This window comes from Streptomyces sp. NPDC012466 (assembly GCF_042955215.1).
Lineage (GTDB): Bacteria > Actinomycetota > Actinomycetes > Streptomycetales > Streptomycetaceae > Streptomyces.
In genome coordinates, this window is sequence record NZ_JBIBEQ010000005.1 from 222382 (window position 1) to 248709 (window position 26328).

28 protein-coding genes and 1 pseudogene are annotated in these 26328 nt (G+C 73.3%); 11 read left to right on the forward strand and 18 right to left on the reverse strand.

The features are described 5' to 3' along the window. Window positions 1–270: 270 nt before the first annotated feature. Together ACFY9E_RS20040 and ACFY9E_RS20045 are read left to right on the forward strand one after the other, a co-directional pair. On the forward strand, window positions 271–594 hold the full coding sequence (locus ACFY9E_RS20040) for a hypothetical protein (RefSeq protein ID WP_142165554.1): 324 nt from the start codon (window positions 271–273) through the stop codon (window positions 592–594). Window positions 595–777: 183 nt separating this feature from the next. Beyond that, window positions 778–1311, forward strand: a complete 534-nt coding sequence (locus ACFY9E_RS20045; protein WP_390985604.1) for an ATP-binding protein — start codon at window positions 778–780, stop codon at window positions 1309–1311. 181 nt (window positions 1312–1492) lie between these two features. Here the strand turns inward: ACFY9E_RS20045 and ACFY9E_RS20050 are convergent. Beyond that, a pseudogene (locus ACFY9E_RS20050) lies at window positions 1493–1656 on the reverse strand (ABC transporter ATP-binding protein); the annotation flags it as partial. Continuing rightward, window positions 1653–1937, reverse strand: coding sequence for an SHOCT domain-containing protein (locus tag ACFY9E_RS20055; RefSeq protein ID WP_390985606.1), 285 nt, complete (start codon window positions 1935–1937; stop codon window positions 1653–1655). The pseudogene ACFY9E_RS20050 and the gene ACFY9E_RS20055, both read right to left, overlap by 4 nt. Before the next feature lie 179 nt (window positions 1938–2116). On the opposite strand from ACFY9E_RS20055, the gene ACFY9E_RS20060 reads away from it, so the two are divergent. From ACFY9E_RS20060 to ACFY9E_RS20070, 3 genes are read left to right on the forward strand one after another with little or no spacing between them, the layout of a single operon-like run. Next, entirely contained in the window at window positions 2117–2680 is a 564-nt protein-coding gene (locus ACFY9E_RS20060; RefSeq protein ID WP_390985608.1) for a TetR family transcriptional regulator C-terminal domain-containing protein, read from the forward strand. A 10-nt stretch (window positions 2681–2690) separates the two neighbouring features. Next, window positions 2691–3269 (forward strand): DUF4865 family protein, encoded by a 579-nt coding sequence (locus ACFY9E_RS20065; RefSeq protein WP_390985611.1) that lies wholly within the window; start codon window positions 2691–2693, stop codon window positions 3267–3269. After that, complete coding sequence (locus tag ACFY9E_RS20070; RefSeq protein ID WP_390985614.1) at window positions 3266–4174, forward strand: phosphotriesterase; 909 nt, start codon at window positions 3266–3268, stop codon at window positions 4172–4174. The genes ACFY9E_RS20065 and ACFY9E_RS20070 overlap by 4 nt, the downstream gene beginning before the upstream one ends. Window positions 4175–4193: 19 nt before the next feature. Here the strand turns inward: ACFY9E_RS20070 and ACFY9E_RS20075 are convergent, their stop codons facing one another. The 4 genes from ACFY9E_RS20075 to ACFY9E_RS20090 form a co-directional block, all read right to left on the reverse strand. Further along, on the reverse strand, window positions 4194–4616 hold the full coding sequence (locus ACFY9E_RS20075; RefSeq protein ID WP_390985617.1) for a TIGR03618 family F420-dependent PPOX class oxidoreductase: 423 nt from the start codon (window positions 4614–4616) through the stop codon (window positions 4194–4196). A gap of 12 nt (window positions 4617–4628) precedes the next feature. Continuing rightward, window positions 4629–5519 carry an NAD(P)-binding domain-containing protein gene (locus ACFY9E_RS20080; protein WP_390985620.1) on the reverse strand — a complete coding sequence of 297 codons (891 nt, stop codon included), beginning with the start codon at window positions 5517–5519 and terminating at the stop codon, window positions 4629–4631. A 142-nt stretch (window positions 5520–5661) separates the two neighbouring features. Next, a complete protein-coding gene (locus ACFY9E_RS20085; protein WP_390985622.1) occupies window positions 5662–6909 on the reverse strand; it encodes an ROK family protein in 1248 nt (415 codons plus the stop codon). A gap of 117 nt (window positions 6910–7026) precedes the next feature. Next, a complete protein-coding gene (locus ACFY9E_RS20090) occupies window positions 7027–7668 on the reverse strand; it encodes an alpha-ketoglutarate-dependent dioxygenase AlkB (RefSeq protein WP_390985625.1) in 642 nt (213 codons plus the stop codon). 68 nt (window positions 7669–7736) lie between these two features. Between ACFY9E_RS20090 and ACFY9E_RS20095 the strand changes: the two genes are divergently transcribed. Beyond that, on the forward strand, window positions 7737–8867 hold the full coding sequence (locus tag ACFY9E_RS20095; RefSeq protein WP_390986605.1) for a methyltransferase: 1131 nt from the start codon (window positions 7737–7739) through the stop codon (window positions 8865–8867). Here ACFY9E_RS20095 and ACFY9E_RS20100 read toward each other — a convergent pair. Continuing rightward, window positions 8857–9717 (reverse strand): ketose-bisphosphate aldolase, encoded by an 861-nt coding sequence (locus ACFY9E_RS20100; protein WP_390985627.1) that lies wholly within the window; start codon window positions 9715–9717, stop codon window positions 8857–8859. The two genes, ACFY9E_RS20095 and ACFY9E_RS20100, sit on opposite strands and share 11 nt — an antisense overlap. Window positions 9718–9730: 13 nt before the next feature. Next, window positions 9731–10612: an SIS domain-containing protein gene (locus ACFY9E_RS20105; RefSeq protein WP_390985630.1), complete on the reverse strand. Its 882-nt coding sequence runs from the start codon at window positions 10610–10612 to the stop codon at window positions 9731–9733. Between the two features lie 117 nt (window positions 10613–10729). On the opposite strand from ACFY9E_RS20105, the gene ACFY9E_RS20110 reads away from it, so the two are divergent. After that, window positions 10730–11509, forward strand: a complete 780-nt coding sequence (locus tag ACFY9E_RS20110; RefSeq protein WP_390985632.1) for a DeoR family transcriptional regulator — start codon at window positions 10730–10732, stop codon at window positions 11507–11509. 90 nt (window positions 11510–11599) lie between these two features. Next, window positions 11600–13435: a glycoside hydrolase family 15 protein gene (locus ACFY9E_RS20115; RefSeq protein ID WP_390985635.1), complete on the forward strand. Its 1836-nt coding sequence runs from the start codon at window positions 11600–11602 to the stop codon at window positions 13433–13435. Between the two features lie 3 nt (window positions 13436–13438). On the opposite strand, the gene ACFY9E_RS20120 is transcribed toward ACFY9E_RS20115, so the two are convergent. Next, entirely contained in the window at window positions 13439–14398 is a 960-nt protein-coding gene (locus ACFY9E_RS20120; RefSeq protein ID WP_390985637.1) for a hypothetical protein, read from the reverse strand. 200 nt (window positions 14399–14598) lie between these two features. On the opposite strand from ACFY9E_RS20120, the gene ACFY9E_RS20125 reads away from it, so the two are divergent. Beyond that, window positions 14599–14811, forward strand: a complete 213-nt coding sequence (locus tag ACFY9E_RS20125; RefSeq protein ID WP_390985639.1) for a cation transporter — start codon at window positions 14599–14601, stop codon at window positions 14809–14811. A 3-nt stretch (window positions 14812–14814) separates the two neighbouring features. Next, a complete protein-coding gene (locus ACFY9E_RS20130) occupies window positions 14815–17064 on the forward strand; it encodes a heavy metal translocating P-type ATPase (protein ID WP_390985641.1) in 2250 nt (749 codons plus the stop codon). A 12-nt stretch (window positions 17065–17076) separates the two neighbouring features. On the opposite strand, the gene ACFY9E_RS20135 is transcribed toward ACFY9E_RS20130, so the two are convergent. Continuing rightward, on the reverse strand, window positions 17077–17733 hold the full coding sequence (locus ACFY9E_RS20135) for a methyltransferase domain-containing protein (protein WP_390985644.1): 657 nt from the start codon (window positions 17731–17733) through the stop codon (window positions 17077–17079). A 136-nt stretch (window positions 17734–17869) separates the two neighbouring features. On the opposite strand from ACFY9E_RS20135, the gene ACFY9E_RS20140 reads away from it, so the two are divergent. Next, entirely contained in the window at window positions 17870–18571 is a 702-nt protein-coding gene (locus tag ACFY9E_RS20140; RefSeq protein ID WP_390985646.1) for a phosphatase PAP2 family protein, read from the forward strand. 232 nt (window positions 18572–18803) lie between these two features. Here the strand turns inward: ACFY9E_RS20140 and ACFY9E_RS20145 are convergent, their stop codons facing one another. From ACFY9E_RS20145 to ACFY9E_RS20180, 8 genes are all read right to left on the reverse strand, one after another. Next, entirely contained in the window at window positions 18804–19406 is a 603-nt protein-coding gene (locus tag ACFY9E_RS20145) for a hypothetical protein (protein WP_390985649.1), read from the reverse strand. After that, window positions 19403–20263, reverse strand: coding sequence for an ABC transporter permease subunit (locus ACFY9E_RS20150; protein WP_390985652.1), 861 nt, complete (start codon window positions 20261–20263; stop codon window positions 19403–19405). Before ACFY9E_RS20150 ends, ACFY9E_RS20145 begins: the two co-directional genes overlap by 4 nt. Beyond that, window positions 20260–21198, reverse strand: coding sequence for an ABC transporter permease subunit (locus tag ACFY9E_RS20155; protein WP_390985655.1), 939 nt, complete (start codon window positions 21196–21198; stop codon window positions 20260–20262). Before ACFY9E_RS20155 ends, ACFY9E_RS20150 begins: the two co-directional genes overlap by 4 nt. Beyond that, window positions 21195–22475 (reverse strand): extracellular solute-binding protein, encoded by a 1281-nt coding sequence (locus tag ACFY9E_RS20160; protein WP_390985658.1) that lies wholly within the window; start codon window positions 22473–22475, stop codon window positions 21195–21197. Before ACFY9E_RS20160 ends, ACFY9E_RS20155 begins: the two co-directional genes overlap by 4 nt. Before the next feature lie 68 nt (window positions 22476–22543). Beyond that, window positions 22544–23308, reverse strand: coding sequence for a cupin (locus ACFY9E_RS20165; RefSeq protein WP_390985661.1), 765 nt, complete (start codon window positions 23306–23308; stop codon window positions 22544–22546). Then, window positions 23302–24228, reverse strand: a complete 927-nt coding sequence (locus tag ACFY9E_RS20170) for a DUF6807 family protein (RefSeq protein WP_390985663.1) — start codon at window positions 24226–24228, stop codon at window positions 23302–23304. Before ACFY9E_RS20170 ends, ACFY9E_RS20165 begins: the two co-directional genes overlap by 7 nt. Then, window positions 24225–25340 carry a Gfo/Idh/MocA family oxidoreductase gene (locus ACFY9E_RS20175; RefSeq protein ID WP_390985666.1) on the reverse strand — a complete coding sequence of 372 codons (1116 nt, stop codon included), beginning with the start codon at window positions 25338–25340 and terminating at the stop codon, window positions 24225–24227. The genes ACFY9E_RS20170 and ACFY9E_RS20175 overlap by 4 nt, the downstream gene beginning before the upstream one ends. Before the next feature lie 453 nt (window positions 25341–25793). After that, window positions 25794–26285 carry a hemerythrin domain-containing protein gene (locus ACFY9E_RS20180; RefSeq protein WP_390985668.1) on the reverse strand — a complete coding sequence of 164 codons (492 nt, stop codon included), beginning with the start codon at window positions 26283–26285 and terminating at the stop codon, window positions 25794–25796. Between the last annotated feature and the right edge of the window lie 43 nt (window positions 26286–26328).

Genomic DNA, 26328 nt, shown 5'->3' on the forward strand with positions numbered 1-26328 from the left:
AGACTGCACGGCGGGACCAAGGCCCCGGCGGGTGACCGCGGGGGTACGACGCACCGTCCGGAGCCGGCTTCCGGGCACGGGCACCTCGTCCCCGCGGCGGGGGTTCGGCGGACAACACCGTACGGCCGGGCCGAGGTTCGGGCCGGGCGGGACGCACCTCCCCCGAGGGGACCGCGGGTCCGGAGGGGGCACACTGGATCAGGACACGAGCCGTACCGGGCGTCGCGCACGGCGGGCCGGTACACCGAGACGCACCAGGGGGCGGGTGGCATGGGAGAGCCGGAGTTCAGGGCCACGGGCGTGCGGATCGGGAAGCGGCTGCGGTCACTCACCCGGGCCGGGCAGGTCCGGATCAGCGACGGCCGGCTCGAGCTGCTGACCAGCTACGGCAGTGAGATCGACAGCGCGCCGGTGCAGGCCGTGCGCGCCTCCAAGCCCTGGTTCGGCCCCGATGACCGGGCCACGGCGGATCTCAACGGCAACCGGTACCTGCTCACCCTGGGCGATCACGACCCCGCCCCGGGAGAGCCGGGGCCGCCGGCCGCGCGGCGCTTCATCGAAGCCGTGCGCCGGGCGTCGGGGCGTGGCGACTGAGATGTCCGCGAGTTGCGGTACCTCATCCCCTGCGCCACTCTGGTCTCACGTCACTCTGGGTTTACCGGCGATAACGCTGCGAACCAGCCCGCCGGCCACGACAGCAGGCGGCAGCGTCACGCAGGCGCCCTGCTGGATCCGAACTCCGTGTTCTTCCGGACCTCACGTCGGGGAGTCGCAGCCGTGATCAGCTACCCAAGCAGGCACTGCACGGTGGAGCTCCAAGCCCTGCCGTCGCGGATCGGCCAGGTCCGCAGAATCGTATCTGCGCAGTTGCGCTACTGGCATCTCGACCCCCTGATCGACCGGGCCTCGCTCGGCGTGACGGAGCTGTTGACCAACGTCCACCGGCACGCCCAGCCCGACAAGACGTGCACCGTGGAGATAGAGCTGCTGCTCGACCGGCTCACCGTCTCGGTGCGCGACGGCGATCCGCGGATGCCCGTGGTCGACGACGCCGAGCCGTTGGCGACCTGCGGGCGCGGGCTCGCGATGGTGGCCGCCATGAGCGAGAGCTGGGGCGTCCGGCCGGACGGCGAGTCCGGCAAGGTCGTGTGGTTCACGCTGCCGACGTCCCCTCCCGTGGTGACGGCGCCGTCGCTCCGGTCGCGGCGCACGGTCCAGGAGAAGCCCGCGCGCAGGTTCGCCGAGGTCGCGGCTTCCGCCGACGGGCTCCGGCCCGACCATGCTCCCGCCCGGTCCGCCGTTGCCGGTTGACCGGGCGGTGACCACCGTCCCTCCGGAGGCTCCGGTGGCGTACGCCACCGGGTGCGCCCCCGGGGCGCACCTCACTCCGTGGCGACGGCCCGCGGCACGTCCGGGCGTGCCGCGCGCCGGGCCGGGCACAGTCCCGCGAGAGCACCGGCCGTGAGCCCGACGAGGGCCATGACGGCCGGTCGCCGGAGCCCGAGGGCCCCATGATCGCGGTGAAGCGGCCGGCCGGGAAGGTCACGGTCACGCGCCGAGGGCGCGTACGGCGGTGCCGCCACCGCCGTACACCTCCACCGCCCCGACGACCCGGGCGGCGGGCCGCCTGGTCGTCGGGGCGGCCGTCGTGGTCATGCCGCGCCTCCCTTACGGCCGAACTCCTCGTTCAGCACGGACAGTCGGCGCCAGTACTCGTCCTCGTCGATCTCGCCGGAGGCGAAGCGGTGACCGAGTACGGCGATGGGCGAGTCGTTCCCGACGGCGGGCTGCCGCCAGGGGCCGCCGCGGCGTCCGCGCCACACGGTGCGGCGCAGCAGCACGACACCGCCTCCGATCACCAGCGCCCAGATCACCGGGAAGAGCAGGATCCACGGGCCGGGCCCGCCGCCGTCACCGAAGTTCGCCAGGGTCTGCATGTCGTCCAACTCCTCGATCGCGTCCTGTCCTGCGTCGCTTTCGAGAGTCGCCCCGCGAGGGGCCCCCGGTCGTCGTACGGCCAGCGGCACCGTGCGTACCTCGCGGGGAGTACGCGGGCGGGTCCCGCATGCTCCGCGCGGCCTCGACTTCTGTAACTACTGGTATGTACAGTGCCGGCATGAGCACCCCGGAACGGCTGATCGAGTCCACCCGCGAGCTGCTGTGGGAGCGCGGCTACACGGGCACCAGCCCCAAGGCGATCCTGGAGCGCGCGGACGCCGGGCAGGGCAGCATGTACCACCACTTCAAGGGCAAGCCCGATCTCGCCCTGGCCGCGATCCGGCGGACCGCGCAGGAGATGCGGGCCACCGCGGCGGAAGTACTCGACGGCCCGGGCACGCCCTACGAGCGCATCGAGGCGTATCTGCGGCGCGAGCGGGACGTGCTGCGGGGCTGCCCGGTCGGCCGGCTGACGATGGACCCGGACGTGATCGCGAGCGCCGAGCTGCGCGCCCCGGTCGACGAGACGCTCGACTGGCTCCGCGGCCGGATCGCCCGGATCGTCGAAGAGGGCAAGGAGCAGGGTCAGTTCGGGCCCGGTCTGGACAGCGGGGAGATCGCGGCGGCGGTCGTCGCGACCGTCCAGGGCGGTTATGTGCTGGCCCGCGCCTGCGGCTCCCCCGCCGCGTTCGACGCGGGGGTACGGGGACTGCTCTCCCTGCTGGCACCCCGGACCCCCTGAGGAGACCTGCGTGCACGCCATGCAGTACGAGATCACCCTGCCCGCCGACTACGACATGGGCATCATCCGCGACCGGGTGGCCCGCCGGGGGCACCTGCTCGACGCCTGGGACGGGCTCGGCCTCAAGGCCTATCTGATACGCGAGCGCGGTCTGCGCGGCTCGCCGGTCAACGCCTACGCCCCCTTCTACCTCTGGAACACCGTCGAGGGCATGAACTCCTTCCTGTGGGGCGGTGGGTTCCAGGGAGTCGGTGACGACTTCGGGCGGCCGTCGGCGCGGCAGTGGACGGGCCTCGCGTACGAGGAGGGGGAGGGCGCGCACGCGCGGTTCGCGGTACGACGGCGCCGATCGGTCCCGCGGAGCGGGCTGTTGGCCGATGTCGTCGCGGACGCCGTGGGCGAGGCCCGGGCCCTGGCGGCGCGGGACGGGGCCGTGCTCGCCGCCGCGGCCGTGGACACGAGCCGCTGGGAGCTGGTGCAGTTCTCGCTCTGGGAGCGGGACGCGCCCGAGGCCGACGGCGATGTCTTCGAGGTGCTGCACCTGTCCGCGCCGGGCCGGAACCTGCTGCCCCGGGGACGCCAGTGGTGAGCGCGGTCCGCACGGTGCTGGGGGACGTGCCCCCGGGAGAGCTGGGCGTGTGCGACGCCCATGACCACCTGTTCTTCGGCAGCCCCCGGCTGCCCGGCCAGGAGCTGCGCAGCGTGGCGGCGGCGCGGGCGGAGCTGGCGGCGTTCCGGGAGCAGGGCGGTGGGACCGTCGTGCAGTGGACGCCCTACGGGCTCGGCCGACGGGTCGCCGACCTGCCGCCGCTGTCCCGGGAGACCGGTGTGCACGTGGTGGCGGCGACCGGTCTGCACCAGGCCGTGCACTACGACGAGGACACCCTCGCCGGGCTGCGCGGCCGGCTCGCCGAGGTCTTCGTCTGCGAACTCACCGAAGGCATCGGGACGTCGGGGGTGCGGGCCGGGCTCGTGAAGGTCGCGGGCGGCTTCCACGCCCTGGACGCGCACGCCCGCTGGACCATGACGGCGGCGGCCGAGGCGCACCACGCCACGGGCGCGACGATCGCCGTGCACCTGGAGATGGGCACCGGCGCGCTGGACGTACTGGACCTGCTGTGCGGGGAGTCGGGGGTGCCGCCGCACCGGGTGGTGCTCGGGCACCTCAACCGCTCCCCCGACCTCGTCGTGCACCGGCACGCGGCGGAGTCCGGCTGCTATCTGGCCTTCGACGGGCCGTCACTCGCCCACCACGCCACGGACTGGCGGATGCCGGACGCCGTACTCGCCCTGGCCGAGGCCGGGTTCGGCGACCGGCTGCTGCTGGGCGCGGACACCACCACGGCCGCCGCCCGCTCGGTGAACGGCGGCCCCGGGATGCCGTACCTGCTGCGCCGGGTGCGCCCCCGGCTCGCCGACGCCGTCGGCGAGGAGCTGGTGGCGCGCATCCTCACCGAGAACCCGGGCCGGGCGTTCGGCGCCGAGTGGCGCTGACCGGCGTCACCGGCGGCCCTCAGCCGCCGGCCTGGTCGCTGTCCTTCATCGAGCCCCAGCCGTGCCAGCGCTCGACCTCGATCCAGGCGCTGACCCGGGGGCGGACGCGGTCCGGGTAGGGCTTGCCGGTGTAGTGCCGGGCGAGGAGGTCGATGTCGGCCAGGTCCTCGTCGTCGTACATCTCTGCGACGCGGCCGATCAGGGTCACGTGGGTGTACCAGTCGTCGCCGGCGAGGACGGTGAGGGTGACGCGCGGGTCGCGGCGCAGGTGCTTCAGGCGCACCCGGCCCCGGTCGAGGTTGATCAGCACCCGGCCGTCCTTCCACACGTACCAGGTGGCGGTGGAGACCGGTGCGCCGTCGGAGCGCAGCGTGGCCATGACGCACGGGTTGGGCCGGCTCAGCAGGGCGTCGGCCTCGGGCGGCAGCGGCGGCTTGGACATCCGGGGAACCTCCTAGGAGTGGGGCTTCTCGTCGAAGCTGGCGAAGTAGGCCGCGACCATGTCCTCGTCGGCGTGGCCCTGGGCGGCGGCGCGTTCCATGCGGGCGGCGGCCGCTTCGGCGACATCCAGGCGTACGCCGTTCTCCGCGCCGGCCTGGACGATCAGCCGGGCGTCCTTGGCGGCCGTGGTCACCGCGAACTGGGGTGGCGTGAGCTTGTCCTGGAGAACGAGCTCGGACTTGGCGCGCAGATAGCCCATGTCGAGCGGGCCACCCGCGACGAGGTCGAAGAAGCCGTGCGGGTCGACGCCGAGGGCCTTGGACAGGGCGAGGGCTTCGCCGGCGGCGGCCGTGACGGCGAGGACCCAGCTGTTGGCGACGAGCTTGAGGCGGGTCGCGCCGCCCTCCGCTCCGTCCTCGCCCGACCAGACGGTACGGGCGCCGACCGCGTCGAAGACGGGCGTGACCCTCTCGCGCCCCTCGGTGGGGCCGGCCGCGAGCACGGTCAGCTGCCCGGCCTCGGCGGGCTGGCGGGTGCCCAGGACGGGGGCGTCGTAGAAGACCAGGCCGTGCTCGCGGGCGAACGCGGCCAGCTCGGCGACGCCCTCGATGCCCGCGGTGGTGGACTGCACCCAGGCGGTGCCGGGGCGCAGGGCGGGGACGGCCTCGCGCATGGTGTCCAGCGCGGCGGGACCGTCGTAGAGCATGGTCAGGACGACGTCGGCGTCCTGGACGGCCTGCGCGGGGGTGTCGGCGATCCGCACGCCCTCGGCGGCCAGCGGCTCGGCCTTGGCCCGGGTGCGGTTCCAGGCGTGAACCGTGTGTCCGGCCCGGGCGAGGTTGCGGGCCATCGCGGCGCCCATGATGCCGGTGCCCAGGACGCTCACGGTGAGCTTGTCGGTCATTGCGTCAACTTCCTCGGTGGTGCGGTGCGGGCGGACTGCCCGCGGACCAGCCTGCCCGCTCGGCGGCGCGCCTTCCCGCAAGCGGCGCGGACAAGCCTGATACCCGTGGGGTCAGGCTCGCCGGAGCACGCCCGGCCCCCGCTCAATCCCGCGCTGTCAGCGCTCCGAGCGGATCGTCCAGGACGGGCTGCCAGGCCAGTTCCGCCGCGCCGACCAGGCTGTTGTGGTCGAGCGTGCACGGCAGGATGGGGACGCCGCCGCTCTGCCCCCACAGGCTGCGGTCGGCCACGACCGCGCGCAGGCGGCCGGGGTCGGCGTCGAGGAGGGTGCGGTGCAGGCCGCCGAGGACGATGCGGTCCGGGTTGAGGATGTTGACCAGGCCGGCGAGGCCCAGACCGAGACGGTCGATCAGGGCTTCGGCGGCGGCGCGGACGCCCGGGTCGTCGTAGTGGTGGCGGATCAGGTCGATGGACTGCTGGAGCAGGGACACCTCGGGGCCGGGTTCGCGCCCGGCCTCCGTGAGGAAGGCCAGCGGGTCGGTCTCGACGTCGAGGCAGCCGCGGCTGCCGCAGTGGCAGGGGCGGCCCTCGGGGTGCACGGTGAGGTGCCCGACCTCCAGCGCGAGGCCCGAACTGCCCCGGTGCAGGCGGCCGTCGAGGACGAGCGCGCCGCCGACACCACGGTGGCCGGTGGCCACGCACAGCAGGTCGCGGGCGCCGCGGCCGGCGCCGTGCCGGTGCTCGGCGAGCGCGGCGAGGTTGACGTCGTTCGCGGCGAACGCGGGCCCGTCGATGCCGGCCGCGCGCACCTGCTCGGCGAAGATGTCCCGGACCGGCGCGCCCGCGGGCCAGGCCAGGTGGAGGGGGTTCAGCGCCAGGCCCTCGGGTTCGGCGACGGCGGACGGCACGGCGAGCCCGGCGCCCACACACCGGAGTCCGGTCTCGCGCAGCAGCTCGGCGCCGGCCGCGACGACCGAGGCGAGCACCTTGGCCGGGTCGGCGTCGACGACCTCGCAGCCGGGCGCGGTGGCGACGATCCGGCCGCCCAGCCCGACCAGCGCCGCCCGGAAGCCGTCGGAGTGGACCTGCGCCGCGAGCGCGACGGGCCCGTCGTCGGCGACGGCCAGCCGGTGGGAGGGCCTGCCCTGCGAGCCGGCCGCCGCGCCGGGCCGGGCGTCGACCCGGATCAGCCCGAGTGCCTCCAGCTCGGCGGCGACCGCACCGGCCGTCGCCCGGGTCACCCCGAGCTCGGCGGTGAGGACGGCCCGGGTCGGCGCGCGTCCGGTGTGCACGAGCTCCAGCGCCGGTCCGAGCGCTGCGCGCCCCCGGTCCAGCCGCGTCCTCGACGTGCTCCCGTCCCCCGCCTGCCGGGGGTCCGCCTTCCCGCTCATGAGGGCGAGTCTCCCATGATCCGCCGGATGGTGGCCCGGCGTGCCCGCCGGGCGCCAGGGGTGTCCGCGAAGTCCGGCCGGCCGCGACGCCCGCGGACACCTTCCGGTGCGCTCTTCTCAGAGGCCGCTGACCCGGAGTGTGATGTTGAGCCGGCCCGTCAGGCCCAGCCCCGGCGGTGCCGTGCCGGCCTGGACCCGGGGGACGCCGTGGTAGGCGAGGCGGGACGGGCCTCCGAAGACGAACAGGTCGCCGCTGCGCAGTTCGACGTCGGTGTAGGGCCGCGTGCGCGTCTGCGTGTTGCCGAGGCGGAAGACGCAGGTGTCACCGAGGCTCAGCGACACCACCGGCGCGTCCGACTTCTCGTCGCTGTCGCGGTGCATGCCCATGCGGGCGTCGGCGTCATAGAAGTTGATCAGTGCGATGTCGTAGTCCGGCGCGGGCCCTCCCAGGGTGTCGTGGACCGCCCGGCGGCCCAGGTCGCCGAGCCACTGCGGGAACGGCTTCACCGGGGCGCCGTCCCCGTCGGCGACCGTGCGGGCGTAGCCGTACGGGTACCAGTGCCAGCCGAGGCAGACCTGCCGGGCGGTCATGGTGCCGCCGCCCGGGGTGTGGACGGTGCGCAGGCCGGCGGGCGGCCGGGCCCACTCGCGGCAGGCGTCGAGCAGCGCCCGCTGGCGTTCTTCGTCCAGCCAGTCGGGCAGGTGCACGGCGCCGGGCGCCACCTGCGTACGGGCCCTCGGGAACAGCTCGGCGTCCATGCCTTCCATGGTGCCCGACACGCCCTGAGCTGCGGCTCGGCTAGCCTGGTCGCACGATGAACGACCGTATGACGACGCCGTGGGGCGAGCCGGCGCTGACCCGTTTCCCCGAGGACCCGCGCGACAGGCTGCGCGCCTGGGACGCCTCGGACGAGTATCTGCTGCGGCACCTGGCCGAGGAGCGGGTGCCGCTGGACGGCACGGTCGTGGTCGTCGGGGACCGCTGGGGCGCGCTGGTCACGGCGCTCGCGGCGCACGGGCCGGTGCAGATCACCGACTCCCACCTCGCGCAGGAGGCCACCCGCGCCAACCTCGCGCGAGCCGGGGCCGAGCCGGACGCGGTGCGGCTGCTCACCACGCAGGACCCGCCGCCGGGGCGGATCGACGTGCTGCTGGTGCGGGTCCCCAAGAGCCTGGCGCTGCTGGAGGACCAGTTGCTGCGACTGGCGCCGGCCGTGCACCCGGGGACGGTCGTCGTCGGCACGGGCATGGTGAAGGAGATCCACACCTCGACGCTCCGGCTGTTCGAGCGGATCCTCGGCCCGACCCGCACCTCGCTCGCCGAGAAGAAGGCCCGGCTGATCTTCTGCACGCCTGATCCGGCGCTGGAACGGCCCGGCAGTCCGTGGCCGTACGTCTACACCCTGCCGGACGACGTCGGCCCGGCCGCGGGAAGCACGGTCGTGAACCACGCCGGGGTCTTCTGTGCCGACCGGCTCGACATCGGGACCCGGTTCTTCCTGCGGCACCTGCCGGACGGCCGGGGACGCCGGGTGGTGGATCTGGGGTGCGGCAACGGCGTGGTGGGCACGGCGGTGGCGCTGGGCGATCCGGACGCCGAGGTGCTGTTCGTGGACGAGTCGTTCCAGGCCGTGGCCTCGGCGGAGGCGACGTACAGGGCGAACGGCGCGCCGGGGCATGCCGAGTTCCGGGTCGGGGACGGGCTGGCGGGTGTGCCGTCCGGCAGTGTCGATCTGGTCCTCAACAACCCGCCCTTCCACTCCCACCAGGCGACGACCGACGCCACGGCCCGGCGGATGTTCGCCGGGGCGCGGCGCACGCTGCGGCCGGGCGGGGAGTTGTGGGTGGTCGGCAACCGGCACCTGGGCTACCACGTCACACTGCGGAAGCTGTTCGGCAACAGCCAACTGGTCGCGAGCGACCCGAAGTTCGTGGTGCTGAAGGCGGTCAGGCGGTAGCGGCGCCGAGGGTCCGCAGGGTTCCGGCCACCGCCCGTGTCATCGCCTCCCGCGCGAGGGTCAGGTAACTGCGCGGGTCGACCGCCTCGGGCCGCTCGGCGAGGAACTCCCGGATCGCACCGGTCAGTGCGATGTTCAGGGCGGTGCCGATGTTGACCTTGGTGATGCCGCCCGCGACGGCCGCCGTGAGTTCGTCGTCCGGGACGCCGGAGGAGCCGTGCAGGACGAGCGGGACGTCCAGTGCGGCCGACAGGCGTTTGAGCAGGGCGTGGTCGAGGGACGCCGTGCGGGTGGTCATGGCGTGGGAGCTGCCGATGGCGACGGCCAGGGCGTCCACGCCCGCGTCGGCGACGAACGCCCGGGCCTCCTCGGGGTCGGTGCGGGCGCCGGGGGCGTGCGCGTCCAGCGGGGGCCTGCCGTTCTTTCCGCCGATCTGGCCCAGCTCGGCCTCGATCCAGAGCCCTTGGGCGTGTGCCCAGTCGACCGCCGCCCGGGTCGCGGCGAGGTTCTGCGCGTAGGGCAGCCGGGCCGCGTCGTACATCACGGAGCTGAAGCCGGCGTCCGCGGCCCGGCGCAGCAGTGCGTCGCTCTGCACGTGGTCGAGGTGCAGCGCGACGGGGACGGCGGCGTGTTCGGCGGCGGCGACGGCGGCCCGGGCGAGCGGAAGCAGCTGTCCGCCGCGGAACTTGACGGCGTTCTCGCTGACCTGGAGGACGACGGGGGCGTGCACGGACTCGGCGCCCCCGATGACGGCCTCGACGTGTTCCAGGGTGATGACGTTGAAGGAGGCGACGGCCGAGCCGGCCGCGGCGGCACGGGTGACGAGGTCGCCGGTGGTGGTCAGGGGCACGGGGTCTCCCAGGTCAGGGCGCGAGGATCACCGAGCGCGTGAGGTGGCGCGGGCTGTCGGGGTCCAGCCCGCGGGACGCGGCGACGGCGACCGCGAGGCGCTGGGCGCGGACCAGTTCGGCGAGCGGGTCGAGGCGCCCGGCGATCCACAACGCGCCGGTGCCGCGCACCTGTTCGGCGAGTCCGCCCGGCGCGTCGCCCAGCATCCAGGTCGCCGTGCCCGTCGTGCTGACGCTGATGGGGCCGTGCCGGTACTCCATGGCCGGGTAGGACTCCGCCCAGGCCAGTGCGGCCTCACGCATCTTCAGCCCGGCCTCGTGGGCCAGACCGACGGTCCAGCCGCGCCCCAGAAAGGTGAACTGCCCGCATTCCACCAGTCGTTCGGGCAGCGGTTCCGTCAGGGCCGTGCGGGCGTCGGTGACGGCCGTGTCGGGGTGGAGGCCGAAGTGGGCGCGGAGCAGGGTGAGGGCCGTGGTCGCGAACCGGGTCTGGACGACGGAGCGTTCGTCGGCGAAGTCCAGGGCGGCGAGGTCGTCGGCGGCCGTCCGCACGGGGGTGTCCGGGTCGGCGGTGATCGCGGTGGTGGGGGTGTGGCCCCGCGACCGGCCCAGCAGGTCCAGGACCTCGGTCGTGGTGCCGGAGCGGGTGAGGGCGACGATCCGGTCGTAGCGGCGGCCGTGGGGGAACTCGGATGCCGCGAACGCGTCGGTCTCGCCCTGTCCCGCGCCCTCGCGCAGGGCCGCGGCTGCCTGCGCCATGAAGTACGAGGTGCCGCAGCCGACGATCGCGACCCTCTCCCCCGGTGTCGGCAACACCTTCGCGTACCGGGCCGCCTGCGACGCGGCGCGGGCCCAGCATGCGGGCTGGTCCGCCAGCTCGTCCTCGACATGCGTCATACCGCACCCTCCGCTCTGATTGTTCTTGCAAGATATAGCCATCTTTCGAGCATCATCAAGCATTCGGCCGGGATCGGGTGCGCTAGGGTCGCCGGAGATCGAGAGGTGGAGGTCCGGATGTCGCGCGACGCCCGCTGGAAGGCGCTGCTGGAACTGCTCGTGGAGCGCGGCCGGCTGGACGTCGAGGACGCGGCGGCGGAGCTCGGGGTGTCGGCGGCGACGATCCGCCGCGACTTCGACGGGCTCGCCGAGCAGCAGATGCTGGTGCGCACCCGGGGCGGCGCGGTCGTGCACGGTGTGTCCTACGAGCTGCCGCTGCGCTACAAGACGGCCCGCCGCGCCTCCGAGAAGCAGCGCATCGCCAAGGCGGTGGCGGATCTGGTGGCGCCGGGCGAGGCGGTCGGGCTGACCGGGGGGACGACGACGACCGAGGTGGCACGGGCCCTGGCCGTACGCGGGGACCTGACCTCCGGGTCGCCCGCGCTGACCGTCGTGACGAACGCGCTGAACATCGCGAACGAGCTGGCCGTACGACCCCAGTTCAAGATCGTGCTGACCGGCGGGGTGGCGCGGCCCCAGTCGTTCGAGCTGGTCGGGCCGCTCGCGGACGGGGTGCTCGGGCAGATCACCGTCGACGTGGCGGTGCTCGGCGTCGTCGCCTTCGACGTGACCCACGGCGCCGCGGCGCACGACGAGGCGGAGGCGGCGATCAACCGGCTGCTGTGCGAACGGGCGGAACGCGTGGTGGTGGCCGCCGACTCCAGCAAGCTCGGGCAGCGGGCGTTCGCCCGGATCTGTGCGGCCGAGGCGGTGGACACGCTGGTCACGGACACGGCGGCCGACGTGGAGACGGTGCGGCGGTTCGAGGAGGCCGGGCTGCGGGTCGTCACGGTCTGAGGTGCCGGCCCGGCAGAGGCGGTCCGACAGCGCACGTCCGTCGGCGGTTCTAGGCTGGGGCTGAGGCGCCTACCGGGCAGGGAGGCTGTCATGGGCGGAGCGGCACGGGACCGGGACGTGGCGAGCGGCCGGCGGTACGTACCGATCGCCGAGCACGGTCTGATCGGCGATCTGCGCAGTGTGGCCCTGGTGGGGACCGACGGCACGATCGACTGGTACTGCTGCCCGGCCTTCGACGCGCCGAGCGTGTTCGCCTCGATCCTGGACGCGGAGCGCGGCGGCTGCTTCGAACTGGCGGCGACCGTGCCGGCGCGGACCAAGCAGTTCTACTTCCCCGACACCAATGTCCTGATCACCCGGTTCTTCACCGAGGACGGGGTCGGCGAGGTGCAGGACTTCATGCCGGTCGGCGGCGGGCCGGCCGAGGCCGAGCGGCACCGGCTGATCCGGCGGGTGGTGTGCGTGCGGGGCTCGATCCCCTTCCGTACGCGCGTGGCGCCCCGCTTCGAGTACGGCTCCCTGCCGCACACCCTCCGGCTGGCCGGGGACACAGCGGTGTTCGAGACGGAGGGACTGGCGCTCGCGCTGACCGCGACCGTGCCGCTGGAGGCCGACGGCCCGGACGTGCGCGGCGACTTCAAACTCTCCGAGGGCGAGTCGGCGGTCTTCGCCCTGGACAAGGTCGGCGGCGATGTGACGCCCCGACGGTGCGCGCGCACGGAGGCCGAGGAGCAGTTCGAGGCGACGGTGGCGTACTGGCGGCACTGGCTGGCGGCGTCCCGGTACAAGGGCCGCTGGCGGGAGATGGTGCACCGCTCGGCCCTGACGCTGAAGCTGCTCACCTACGCGCCGACGGGGGCGATCGTGGCCGCGCCGACGACGAGCCTGCCCGAGGAGCTCGGCGGCGAACGCAACTGGGACTACCGGTACGTGTGGGTGCGCGACGCGGCGTTCTGCGTCTACGCCCTGCTGCGGCTGGGCTTCAGCGGCGAGGCCGAGGCCTTCATGGACTTCGTCACCCGGCACGTCAGCCCGGGCGACGGCAAGCGCTCCGGCCCGCTGCAGATCATGTACGGCATCGACGGCCGCGCCGAGCTGCCCGAGCGCACCCTGGACCATCTGGAGGGCCACCACGGCTCCGCACCGGTGCGGGTCGGCAACGCGGCGGCCGACCAGCTCCAGCTCGACATCTACGGCGCGCTGATCGACTCGATCTACCTCTACGACAAGTGGGCCAAGCCCATCTCCAGCGGTCAGTGGGACGATGTGTGCGCGCTGGTGGACTGGGTGTGCGTGCACTGGGACCAGCCCGACGAGGGGATCTGGGAGACGCGGGGCGGGCGCAAGAGCTTCCTGTACTCGCGGCTGATGTGCTGGGTGGCGATCGAGCGGGCCATCCGGATGGCCAACCGGCGCGGCCTGCCCGCCGACCTGCCGCGCTGGCGGGAGTGCCGCGACACGATCTACCGGTGGATCATGAGCCGGGGCTGGTCCGCAGAGCGCGGGGCCTTCGTCCAGCACGAGGACGGCGACGTGCTGGACGCCGCCGTGCTGATGATGCCGCTGACGAAGTTCATCGCCCCGACCGATCCGAAGTGGCTGTCGACGCTGGACGTGCTCACCGAGGAGCTGGTGTCCGACTCGCTGGTCTACCGCTACGACCCCCGGTCGAGCCCCGACGGGCTGCGCGGCGACGAGGGCACGTTCTCCATCTGCTCGTTCTGGTACGTCGAGGCGATGGTGCACGCCGGCCGGATCGACGAGGCGCGCCTGGCGTTCGAGAAGATGCTGACGTACGCCAACCATCTCGGCCTGTACGCCGAGGAGATCAGCCACACCGGGGAGCAGCAGGGCAACTTCCCGCAGGCGTTCACCCACCTGGCGCTGATCAGCGCGGCGTTCAACCTGGACCGGGCGCTCGGCTGAGGCTCAGTGCCCGTGTCCGTCCTCCGCATGCCCCTCGGGGGTGTCGGACCCGGCCACCGCTTCCCCGGCGCGGACGGTGAACGCCGCCGTGCGGACCTCTCCGTCGTGCTTGAAGTCGAGGAACAGGCGGTAGGAGCCGGAGCTGGGTGCCGTGGCCGTGAACGAGATGTCCGGGCCCGGCCTGGTCGTGCCGTCGCCGGGTTCGCCGTTCGGGTGGACGTGCAGGTAGGCGAGGTCGCCGGAGCGCAGGGCGACCAGGTGGCCGTACGCGCCGAGGTAGGGCTGGAGGTCGGTGACGGGCTTGCCGTGGCGGGAGACCTTCAGCTCCAGTTCGTTCGCCTCGCCGGGGCGCAGGGCGCCGGACAGCTTCACCTCGTAGCCGTCGACCCGGGCCGTGGTGCTCGCCGGCGGCAGTCGCCGGGCCTCGTAGGGGCCGGAGGCGGCGAGGTCCGCGCCGAGGGTGAGGTTCTCGGCGCCCTTCTTCGCCGGGGTGAAGTCGGCGAAGACGCGGTAGCCGCCGGCGCGGGGCAGGTCCAGGGGGGTGCTCCAGGTGCCGTCGGCGGCGCGGGTGGGGTGCAGATGGCGGTAGGTGACCAGGTCGCGTGAGGCCACGATCAGGTGGAGTTCCTTGTCGTGCTCGCGCTGGTAGGCGGTGAGCGCGCGGCCTCCGGCGTCCCGGACCGTGAAGCGCAGGTCGGCGCGCTCGCCCGCGGTGACGCGCGGGGTCTCCAGGTCGAGCGTGTAGCCGCCCTCCGAGATCTGCAGTCCGCCGGCCGGGGGCGTGTCGTGTCCGGCGTGGCCCTCCCCCGTCCCGGGCTCCGGCGCGGGCGGGGTGTGGTCGTCCGCGTGCTTCGGGGGGCTGTCGGCGACGACGGGGTCGATGCCCTGGCCGACGCCGTAGGCCGCGCCGAAGGTCGCCGCCAGGGCGGCGGCGAAGGTGGTGATCCTCAGTCCGGTGTTCATGACCGTCGGCTCCTTCAGATACCGGGCCTCCCGCTCGAATGCGGGGCCTCCATACAGTTCACCATACCCCTGGGGGGTATCGAGTCAAGTTGCTCGGACGCTTGCATCGTATACCCCTCGGGGGTATACATGAAGTCGGCGGGGGGATACCCCCGCCCCGTATATCCCCCATCTGTTGAACCGTCCCGAGGAGGCACCCGATGCCCGCTACCACCTACGCCGTCTCCGGCATGTCCTGCGGCCACTGCGAGGCCACGCTGACCAAGGTCGTCGGCACGCTCGACGGTGTCATCGGCGTCGAGGTCGACCTCGGCAGCGGCCGCGTCACCGTCACCACTGCCGCCGAGCCCGACGACGCCCTGATCGCGGAGGCCGTCGACGAGGCCGGCTACGAGCTGACCGGGAGGGTCTGAGCCATGAGTACCGGCACGACGACCGGCGCCGACGCCCAGGTGGAACTCGCCATCGGCGGCATGACCTGCGCCTCCTGCGCGGCGCGCATCGAGAAGAAGCTCAACCGCATGGACGGGGTCACCGCCACCGTCAACTACGCGACCGAGAAGGCCAAGGTCAGCTACTCCGGTGACGTCTCGGTCGGCGATCTCATCGCCACCGTCGAGGCGACCGGGTACACCGCGCAGGAGCCCCGGCCTCCCGCCGACCGGACCGGCCCGGCCGAGGAGGCCGACGAACTGCGGCCCCTGCGCGAGCGGTTGATCACGGCCGTGGTGCTGTCGGTCCCCGTCGTGGCCATGGCCATGATCCCGGCGCTGCAGTTCGAGTACTGGCAGTGGCTGTCCCTCACGCTGGCCGCGCCCGTCGTGACGTACGCGGCATGGCCCTTCCACAAGGCGGCGTTCACCAACGCCCGGCACGGCGCGGCCACCATGGACACGCTGATCTCGGTGGGCACCTCGGCCGCGTTCCTGTGGTCGCTGTGGGCTCTGTTCCTCGGCACCGCGGGCACGCCGGGCATGACGCACCCCTTCGAGCTGACCATCGAGCGCACGGACGGCGCCGGGAACATCTACCTGGAGGCCGCCGCCGGCGTGACCGCGTTCATCCTGGCGGGGCGCTACTTCGAGGCGCGCGCCAAGCGCAAGGCCGGGGCGGCGCTGCGGGCGCTGCTGGAGCTGGGAGCGAAGGACGTCACGGTGCTGCGGGCCGACGGCCGTGAACAGACCGTTCCCGTCACGGAGTTGCGGGTCGGGGACCGCTTCCTGGTCCGTCCCGGTGACAAGATCGCGACGGACGGGACGGTGGTCGAGGGGTCCTCCGCCGTGGACGCCTCGATGCTCACCGGCGAGTCCGTGCCCGTGGAGGTGGGTTCGGGCGATCCGGTCACCGGCGCCACGATCAACGTAGGCGGGCGGCTCGTCGTGCGGGCCACCCGGGTGGGCGCCGACACCCAACTGGCCCGCATGGCCCGGCTGGTGGAGGACGCGCAGAACGGCAAGGCCGCCGCGCAGCGGCTCGCGGACCGGATCTCCGCGGTGTTCGTGCCGGTGGTGATCGCGCTCGCGCTGGGCACGCTGGGCTTCTGGCTGGGCAACGGCACCGGGCTGACGGCCGCCTTCACCGCGGCGGTCGCCGTCCTCGTCATCGCCTGCCCCTGCGCCCTGGGGCTGGCGACACCGACCGCGCTGATGGTCGGCACCGGGCGCGGCGCCCAGCTCGGCATCCTCATCAAGGGCCCCGAGGTCCTGGAGTCCACCCGCCGGGTCGACACGGTCGTCCTCGACAAGACCGGCACCGTCACCACCGGCCGTATGACGCTGCTGGCCGTGCACACCGCCGACGGCACGGACGAGGCCGAAGTGCTGCGGCTGGCCGGGGCGTTGGAGCACTCCTCCGAGCACCCGATCGCCCGGGCCGTGGCCGACGGGGCGCTGGAGAAGCTGGGCGCGCTGCCCGCTCCGGAGGACTTCGCCAACGTGCCCGGACTCGGTGTTCAGGGCGTCGTCGAGGGCCACGCGGTGCTCGTCGGGCGGGCGCGGCTGCTGGCCGACTGGGCGATGGAGCTGCCGGAGGGCCTGGCCAGGTCACGGGCGGCGGCCGAGGACGCCGGGCGCACGGCCATAGCCGTGGCGTGGGACGGCGAGGCACGAGCGGTGCTGGAGGTGGCCGACGCGGTGAAGGACACGAGCGCGGAGGCCGTGGCCCGGCTGCGGGCGCTCGGCCTCACGCCCATCCTGCTGACCGGTGACAACGAGGCGGTGGCCCGGTCCGTCGCCCGCGAGGTGGGCATCGAGGAGGTCATCGCCGAGGTGCTTCCGCAGGACAAGGTCGACGTCGTCAAGCGGCTCCAGGCCGAGGGCCGGTCGGTGGCGATGGTCGGGGACGGAGTCAACGACGCCGCGGCCCTCGCCCAGGCCGATCTCGGCCTGGCCATGGGCACCGGCACGGACGCCGCCATCGAGGCCGGCGACCTGACCCTCGTACGCGGCGATCTGCGGGCCGCCGCGGACGCCATCCGGCTCGCCCGCCGCACGCTCGGCACCATCCGCTCCAACCTGTTCTGGGCCTTCGCCTACAACGTGGCGGCCCTCCCCCTGGCCGCCTCCGGCCTGCTCACCCCGATGATCGCGGGTGCGGCCATGGCCTTCTCGTCGGTCTTCGTGGTCGGCAACTCGCTGCGGCTGCGGACCTTCCGGGCCGCCGGCTGAGGCGCCGGCGGATCAGCGGTGGCGCCACACGAGCGTGTAGCGCCACAGCAGACGGCGGCGCACCCGGACGCCGGGCAGCACGGCCCGGGCCTCGCGCACGATCTCGGGGAAGGCGAGGCCCGGCGGACGGGTGCGGGCGGTCATCGACACCGGCCGGGGTGCCGGGCGGCCCCGGTTCTTCAGCAGCGCCATGACGATGTTGAGCGGGATGGACGCGATGCCGAGCAGGTGGTCGACGGGCGTCGACTCCCGGGCCACGCCGACGATCACCAGGGTGCCGCCGGGGGCGAGACGGTCGCGGAAGGACTCCAGGGCCTCGGTGAACGGCAGATGGTGGACGACGGCGACGCAGGTGATGACGTCGTACGACCGTTCACCGAGACCGGTCAGCGCGTCGGCCACCGTGTAGGTCACCGGGGCCGCCGCCGGGGTCAGTTCCCGCGCCCGGGCCGTGATCTCCGGATCGGCGTCGATCCCGTGCACGCGCTCCGCCCGGCCGGCCAGCAGCCGGGCCAGGTCACCACTGCCGCAGCCCACGTCCAGGGCGCTCCCCACCCGTCCGGGAAGCCGACGCAGGATCCAGCGGTGGAAGTGGGCGTTGTGGTCCCAGGGGCGGGCGGCGTGGAAACGCTCCAGTGCGCGCAGGACGCGGCGAGACAGGGGTGACATGCGCTCAGTGTTCCTGCTCACCGGGGTGGCCGTCCGCCGTCCGGGCACTCGGGAGGTACCGGCTCGCAGGGGCGCCGAGCATGCGCCGGGCGTGAGCCGGTACCTTGCTGGGGAAGGCCACTGCGGGGAGAAGCACATGACCGATCCGACGACCACAGACGCGGACGCCCCCCGTCCGCTCCGAAACACCCGGGACTTCGCGGGTGGACGCGGCCGGCTCCTGGGTGCCGTGTTCGGCGATCTCAGGGCCGTCGACGGCGCCTTGTACGCGGCGGTGGCCGCCACCCCCACGCCGACCCTGGACCGGACGCTGCGCCAGCTGTCGCACGCGGCCGATCATTCCAAGATCTCGTTCGCCATCGCCGCCGCCCTGGCTCTGGCCGGGAAGCGGCCGCGCAAGGCCGCCCTCGTCGGCGTCGGCGCGATCGCCGTGGCCTCGGCCTCCGCCAATCTGCTCGGCAAACGCCTGGTACGCCGGGCGCGGCCCGACCGCGAGGCGGCCCGGGTGACGGTGGACCGGCACGTCAAGATGCCGACCTCGGCGTCGTTCCCGTCCGGGCACACGGCGTCGGCGGTCGCGTTCGCCACCGCCGTCGGCGTGGTCCTGCCCCCCGCTGCGGTCCCGCTCGGGGCGCTGGCGAGTGCCGTCGGCTACTCCCGCGTCCACACCGGCGTGCACTACCCGGGCGACGTGGCGGCGGGCGCGGTCCTCGGGATCGCGAGCGCCGCCGCGGCCCTGGCGGCGGCAGCGGCCACTCCGTCGGCGCGGACACAGGCCCTCCTCGCGGCGGCCCGTTCATGGCCGCGGATCAGCGTCGTCGGCGCCCTGCGCCGGTGACGCGCGGCCGGGCCGGGGGCGATGACCCACACCCGCGCCCGGCACCCCTGCACCGACGAACGCGTACGCGGCTCGGGCGGCCTGGTTCGCCCCGGGCCGGCGGCCCGGGTGCCATGCCGGACGCGCTGGTCTGCGTCCGGCCGGTGAGCCCCCGAGGCTGGCCGGCGGGAGCGGCACCGGCCCGTGGCGGCGACGAGGGCCCCGGACGCCCCAACGGCCCCTGAAACTCCGGCTAGTGAAGGACAACGGCTGCGGACCGGCGTACGTCGACGGCCGTGAGCGCCAGAGCCAGCGGCCCGGGCGCGAGGAAGGCCAGCGGCAGCAGCATCCACGCGCACAGCGCGGCGGTCGCCACGGCGAGCAGCACCAGGCCGCTGCCGCCCACGTCCGCCACGGCGTCCCGCCCGGCCCCGCGCACCGCCGCACGCCAGTCGGTGAGCGACTCGGGACGTGCGCAGGCCCGCAGGCCGACCACCGCCGCGCACGCGCCGATCACCGCGGCGGCCATCGCGAACAGCGGCGCCCCCGGGAGCCCGGCCCCGGCCAGCGCCAGGTCCGCCGCGAACAGCAGCAGGCCCGCCAGGGCGACGGCTCCCGCCGCCAGGTCGCCGGTGCGCAACCGCCGCCGCAGCAGGGCGGCATACCGCCCCGCCGTGACGGGCCGGTCCTGTCCCGCGCCGCGCAGGACCGCGCACGCCGTCGACACCGCGGCCGGAGCCGTGACCAGGGGCAGACAGGCCGCCGCCGTGGCGAGTCCGACGCTCAGCACGTCGGCGAACAGGGTCATGCGCGGGCCGAACACCTCGCCCGCCTCGCGGGGACGCAATCCGCTCACCCCTTCACTCCGGAGCTGGCCATGCCCTCCACCAGGAACCGCTGGAAGGCGAGGAAGAACAGCACGATCGGCAGCAGCGCGATCACCGACAGGGCGAACATCGGGCCGAACGCGGAGGTGCTGGAGGCGTCCACGAACGAGCGCAACGCCAGGGTGAGGGTGAACTTCCCGGGGTCGAAGAGGTAGATGAGCTGGGTGAAGAAGTCGTTCCAGGTCCAGATGAACGTGAAGATGGCGGTGGTGATCAGGGCCGGCCGGGTGAGCGGCAGCACGACCTGGAAGAAACTGCGGAAGGGGCCGCAGCCGTCGATCCGGGCCGCCTCCTCCAGCTCGCGCGGCAGACCGCGCATGAACTGCACGATGAGGAAGACGAAGAACGCCTCGGTGGCGAGGAACTTCGGCAGGATCAGCGGCCAGTAGGTGTTCACCAGGCCGAGCTGGTTGAAGATGATGTACTGCGGGATCAGCACCGCGTGGTGCGGCAGCATGATCGTGGCGATCATGAAGGCGAACAGGGGCCCACGGAAACGGAACCTGAGGCGCGCGAAGGCGTAGGCGGCGAGCGAGCAGCTGATGACGTTGCCGAGGACCGCGCCGCCCGCGATCAGCAGGGAGTTGCCGAGCAGCCGCCAGATGGAGACGTCGTTCACGCCGTCGAGGGCTGTCCTGTAGTTGGACCATTCCAGGTGGCCGGGAAGCAGGTCGAGGCTGGCGATGACCTCGTCGGCGGGCTTGAGCGAGGTGGCCAGCAGCCAGGCCAGGGGGTACAGCATGACCAGCAGGGCGGCCAGGCAGCCGAGGTGCAGGGCGAGACGACCCCGGCGAACGGGCTTGCGGGTGGCGGTCGTCGAGGTCACCGGTCCCCCTCGGAGGCGTAGAAGACCCAGGAGCGCGAGGTGCGGAACAGCACCGCCGTGACGATGCCGATCACGAGGAGCAGCACCCAGGCCATGGCGGAGGCGTAGCCCATGTGGGAGGCGACGAAGCCGCGGTCGTAGAGGTACATGGTGTAGACGAGGGTCGAGTCGGCCGGTCCGCCCTTGCCCGCGCTGACGGCGAAGGCGGGGGTGAACACCTGGAAGGCCTGGATGGTCTGCAGGACCAGATTGAAGAGCAGCACCGGGGACAGCATCGGGACGGTGACGGACAGGAACTGCCGCCACTTCCCGGCTCCGTCGACCGCCGCCGCCTCGTACAGCTCGGCTGGGATCTGCTGGAGCCCCGCGAGGAAGATGACCATCGGCGCCCCGAACTGCCACACCGTCAGCAGAGCGACGGCCAGCAGCGCCCAGCCGGGCTTGTTGACCCAGCCTCCGGTCCCGAGCAGGTGGTCGACGGTGCCGCCGTCGTTGAAGATCGCCCGCCACACGAGCGCGATGGACATCGACGCGCCGAGCAGGGACGGTGCGTAGAACGCGGAGCGGTAGAAGCCCTTGCCGCGCTTCATGCCCTTCAGGGCCAGCGCGACGACCAGGGCGAGCGCCAGCTGGAGGGGCACGGCGACGACGACGTAGGTCAGGGTCGTCACGACCGAGCGCCAGTAGCGGGGGTCCTCGGTGAACATCTGCGCGTAGTTGCGCAGGCCCACCCACTTCGGCGGGGTGAACAGGTCGTAGTCGGTGAACGACAGATACAGCGACACCGCCATCGGCAGCAGCGTCAGGACGATCGCGCCGAGCACCCAGGGCGAGAGGAACACCCAGGCGGCGCCCTCGCGTTCGCGCTTGGGCCGGCGCTTCGGGGCGGCTGCGGGGGCGCGCCTCGCCTCCGCGGGGACCGCGGTGGTGGTCATGACCTCAGCTCCGCCTTCGCCTCGGTGACGTAGTTCTCGGCCGCCTCGCGGGGCGACATGCGCGCGTAGGACACCTGGTCGTAGTCGCGCTGGAAGGTGCTCTGCAGGGCGTTGTCGCCCGAAGGCGGCGCCTGGGGCGGGTCCTTGAGTTTGCCCTCCAGGGACGTCTGGAAGTCGGCGATGGTCCTGTCGAAGTCCTTCAGCCGCGGGCCGATCTCGTCGCGGATCGTCTCGTTGACGGGGATGCCGCGGCTCGCGCCGAGGATCTTCGCGGCCTCCCGGTCGTTGATCAGGAAGTCGACGAGCTGCGCCGCCTCCTTCGGACGGGCGGTGTTCGCGGAGACTCCGACGAACATGGACGGCTTGAAGTACTGGCCGGGTGTGCCGTCCTCGCCGGACGGCATGGGGGCGAGCGCGACGCCGCCCTCGACGAGGGCGGCGAAGCCGCTGGCCGGGGCGTCCCAGTTGGCGTCCGTGACGGACGTGCCGCGTCCCAGCGGGGTGTTCTCGACGGAGCCGTCGAGCTGCGTGGTCTGCTCGGCGGGCGAGACGGCACCCTCGCGGCGCAGCCCGTCGGTGAAGGTCCACCAGCGGGTGAGGTCGTCGGCGGTGAAGCCGAGCCCGCCGTCCCCGTTGTAGAGGGCCTTGCCCTGTCCGCGCAGCCAGACCTCGAAGGAGTCCTCGCTCTGGCCGGGGTCGGTCGCCCCGGGCTTGCCGGTCTTCTTCGCCAGAGCGCGCATGGTGTCGGCCCACTGGCTCCAGGTCCAGCTCTCGCCGGGGAGGGGCACGCCCGACTTCTTCCAGGTCTCGACGTCGTAGGCGACGGTCTCGGTGCCGCGGCCCTGCGGGATCGCGTACTGGACGCCGTCCACGCGGCCGGTGGCGAGCAGGCCCTGGTCGATCTCGGCGGTGCGCAGGACGGACTTCTGCTTCGCCAGGTCCAGCAACACGCCGCCGGAGGCGTACTGGTCGATCTGCCGGTAGTCCAGCTGCATCACGTCCGGGGCGTCACCGCCGGCGGCCTGGGTGGCGAGTTTCTGCTTGTAGGCGTCGTAGCCGGAGAACGACGTGGTCACGTCGACGTTCGGGTGCTGTCTCTCGAACAGCGCGACGGCCCGCTCGGTGCGTTCCGCGCGGTCGGGGTTGCCCCACCATGTGTAGCGCAGCACGATCCTGCCGCCGGCGGTCTCCCCTGGTCCTCCGCAGCCCGCCAGCAGGGCACACAGTGCCAGTGCGGCGGCCGACGCGTAGAACCCCTTCGTCCTGTGTCCGGGCATGCCGAGGTCGCTCCTCTCGACGGAGTTTCGGTTGAGCCCCCCTCAGGCCCCCCTCAAGCCCCCTGCCGCTACGTCCCCTGGTGCGGCAGGGTCGTTCCGGGCAGCGCGTACTCGTCACGGCGGCCGCACATGCCGAAGCCGCCGAGCCGGGTGGGCGCGGCCTCGTGGGCGGTGGCCTCGCCCAGGTAGGCGGGATCGCCGGCGGCCAGGGCGTCGAGCTGGGCCCCGGTGCGCTGCGCGGTGGCCAGGGCGCCCTCCCGCCACAGGGCCTGCCAGGTGGGCACCTTGTCGCGCACGATCCGGGCGGCGGCGCGCTGGAACTCCCGGTACGGGCCGTTGTCGCCGGCGACGAGAGCCTCGCGCAGGACGAGGTAGCCCTCGACGGCGAGGTCCCTGCGGCGCCGGGCGGCCGCCGCCGTCTCCGGGCCGGTGCCGGGCGGCAGGGACGCGGCGGCGGCGTACCGGTCGGGGTCGGCGAGGACCTCGGTCGGGAAGGTGAACACGGCGTCCCCGGCCTCGGGCAGACCGCTGTTCTGCATCAGCACGGTGATGCGCAGATCGCCGCCCTGCACCATGCGGTGCACGGTGCCCGGTGTGAACCAGGCGAGGGAGCCGGCTTCGAGGGGGATGTCCCGGTAGCCGTCGGGGCTCAGTGTCTGCACCGCGCCCCGGCCGCCGGTGACGACGTACGCCTCGGTGCACACCAGGTGCAGGTGCGGGCTGCCGCCGCAGACCCCGTCGGCGGCCTCCCAGTCGTAGGCGCTGAGGTGGGACAGGCCGATGGCGCCGGGCAGCGGGTGCGGAAGGCCCGCCGGCTCGGCTTCGCTCACCACGGCAAGGCCTCCAGATGCGCGCCGACCCGGTCGCGGTCCCAGGCGCCGTCGGCGACGACGAGGCGGTACCGGTAGGCGAAGGACTCCCCCGGCGGCAGCTCGAACTCCTCGAAGAACGCCCAGGAGAACGCGACCGTCGGGAACGGCTCGGAGCGGACGAACCAGTGCGACGCGTGGACCGCGGACGTCTCGTCGAGGTTCTCGGGCGCGTGCGCGAAGACCAGGGTGGAGTGGCCGTCGACGTCGTCGTGCTCGGTGGTGAAGGCGAGCCAGGGCCCCTGGGTTCCCATCAGTTTGCCCGCGTCGGCGTCGGTGTCCGGGGCGAAGACCGTGCCGCCGGTGAAGTCGCGCGGGCCGCGCCACTGGAGTCCGGTGTAGCCGGCCATCTCGCGGCCCGCGGTGGTCGGGGAGCCGAAGGCGAGAGGCTCGGAACGGGTGTTGGTGAGGCGGATCGACCAGTCCAGGGCCCAGGAACCGGCCTCCTCGTCCACCGAGTGGACGGTCAGCCCGCGCACCTCGCGCGCCCACTCCTCGCCGCCGTTCTCGATCCAGGTGAGGTGTTCGGTGAGGGCGAGGCGGTCGTCCTCGACGGTGAGGTCCGCGAAGCCGTCGTGCCGCATCGAGCCGACGCGCTCGGGCAGGGGGAGGTAGCCCTCGCCGTGGACGTAGCAGTTGCCGCCCCAGAAGTTCTGGCCGGACAGATGGCTGGCGGTCATCTGCAGGCCCTTGTGCCAGCGGTGGTCGTTCGGGCGGTAGCCGGTGACCGTGCGGCCGGAGAGCGTGCGCACCGGGTGGGCGTAGGGCTTGCGGGACTCGAAGGGATCCGGGTCGGGGCGGTAGACGTAGCGGAGGATCTCCGTGCCGTTGGCCGCCGTGACGGCGATGTTCTCGCCGTGCGTGTGGGTGACGCGGATGGTCATGCGCGCTCCTTGGGGGCCCAGTCGGGGTACTCGCCGTGCATGGCCTCGTAGAAGGGGTCTCCGGGCACGATCTCCCCCGCGTGCACCGAGCGGCCGGTGAACGCCGCCTTGTACAGGGCGGCGGCGAACTCGAGGGTGGCGCGGGCGTCACGGCCGCTGCCCGGGGGCCTGGTGCCGGTGTCGTAGGCGTCGAGGAGCGCGCCCAGCTGGGCGGTGTGCGAGCTGGGCACGTCGCTTGCGGGGGTGCGCCAGGCGGTGGTCCGCTCGGAGGCGACGTGCGGGGCCGGGGTGTAGGTCCAGCTGTCGTTGCCGTGGCCGTACAGGTGGGTGAGTTCGACCGTGGCGTCCGCGCAGTCGATGCGGATGCGGCTCACCTCGTCCGGGGACAGCACGCTGTTGACGACGGTGGCGAGGGCGCCGCTGCCGAACCGCACGAGGGCGGTGGAGACGTCCTCGCTCTCGGTGTCGTGGACCAGGCGGGCGGCCATCGCGCGGATCTCCTCCCACTCCCCGAGCAGGTGCAGCATCAGGTCGTACTGGTGGATGCCGTGGCCCATGGTCGGGCCGCCGCCCTCGCTGGCCCATTTCCCGCGCCATGGCACCGCGTAGTACGCGGCGTCCCGGTGCCACGTGGTCTGGCAGTGCGCGACCAGTGGGGCTCCCAGCTCGCCGCTCCTGATCAGCTCGCGGGCGTGCACGGCGCCGGATCCGTAGCGGTGCTGGAAGACGACCGCCGCGTACGCGCCGGAGGCCTCCTCGGCGGCGGCGATCTCGTCGTACTCGGCGAGCGACAGGGTGAGCGGCTTCTCGCACAGCACCCAGGCGCCCGCCTTCAGCGCGGCCACCGTCTGGTCGCGGTGCAGGGAGGGCGGGGTGCCGATGAGGACCAGGTCGGGGCGTTCGGCGTCCAGCATCGCGTCCATCGAGGTGTATCCGGCGACCTGGTCACCGGCCAGCTCGCGGAAGGCGCCGAGCCGCTCCTGGTCCACGTCGACGGCGGCCACCAGTTCCACCCGGTCGGAGTGGGCCCGCAGCGCGGGCAGATGACTCCCGGCGACGATGGCTCCGGTGCCGACGACGGCCACGCGGCGGCGGGTGGGGGACAAGGACATGCGGCGCTCCTCGGACGGCCGGCGGACACACGCTTGGAAAGCGCTTGCACTCGGTAGGGACCCTAGGCGGGAGAGAATGTCTGGACAACCCCCCTGCAACGACCTGCACAAGGTCTGCCCGCGCATCGTCCCAGCTTGGGACAGAGATGCCGGTGGTTGTCCCCGCCATGGAAACGGCGTTCTCCGCGTCGTCGCCGGGGCCGACTCCCCAGGGGGTGATCGGGCGACGGGTCGCCCTCGCCGTCGCGTCGCACAGCGACTTCCGCATCTCCCGGCCGACAGGGCGGCCGACAGGGCGGAACGCCGCCCGGCCGACAGGGCGGCCGCCGCCGCGGGACGCCGCCCGCGCGGCACCCGAGGAGCCGTGTGCCGCGCCGCGCGGTCGTGACAACAGCGACCGGCCCTGATGGTCACCGCCCGCGGGCGGTGACCATCAGGGCCGGTCCGGTCGAGTCAGGACTCGACGATCTTGCGTACGTTCTCCACGGAACCACAGCCGGCCTTCAGCTGACGCTCGCGCTCCTGCGCGAACGCCCGGCCCAGCTCCTCCCGGCGCTCCATCGCCACGTTCTCCCGCGCGCCGTTGAGGATGGTGCGCTCCTCCTCGTCGGCGTGGTGGGTGACGGCTTCCACCAGCTCCTCGAGCTTCGAGTCCCACTCCTCGGAGCCGACCTCGTCGACCTCGAGCAGCTCCAGGAGGGCCTCGTTGCCCTCGTCGTGCTCGTGCTCGCCGTGCTCGACCTCTTCGTCGTCGATGTTCTTGTACCGCTTGAGCGCGGGGTAGACCTTGGCCTCCTCGGCCTGCGCGTGCGCGATCAGCAGATCCGCGAATTCCCGCAGCGCACCGGCCCGGTCGGCTTCGACGCTCCGCATCTGCCGGAAGAGGTCTTCCATGCGGCGGTGGTCCTGGAGAATGAGTTCTACGACATCTTGTGTGTCGGCCATGGAACGGGAACGCCTTTCCTCGAAGACATACGGGTCACTTTCG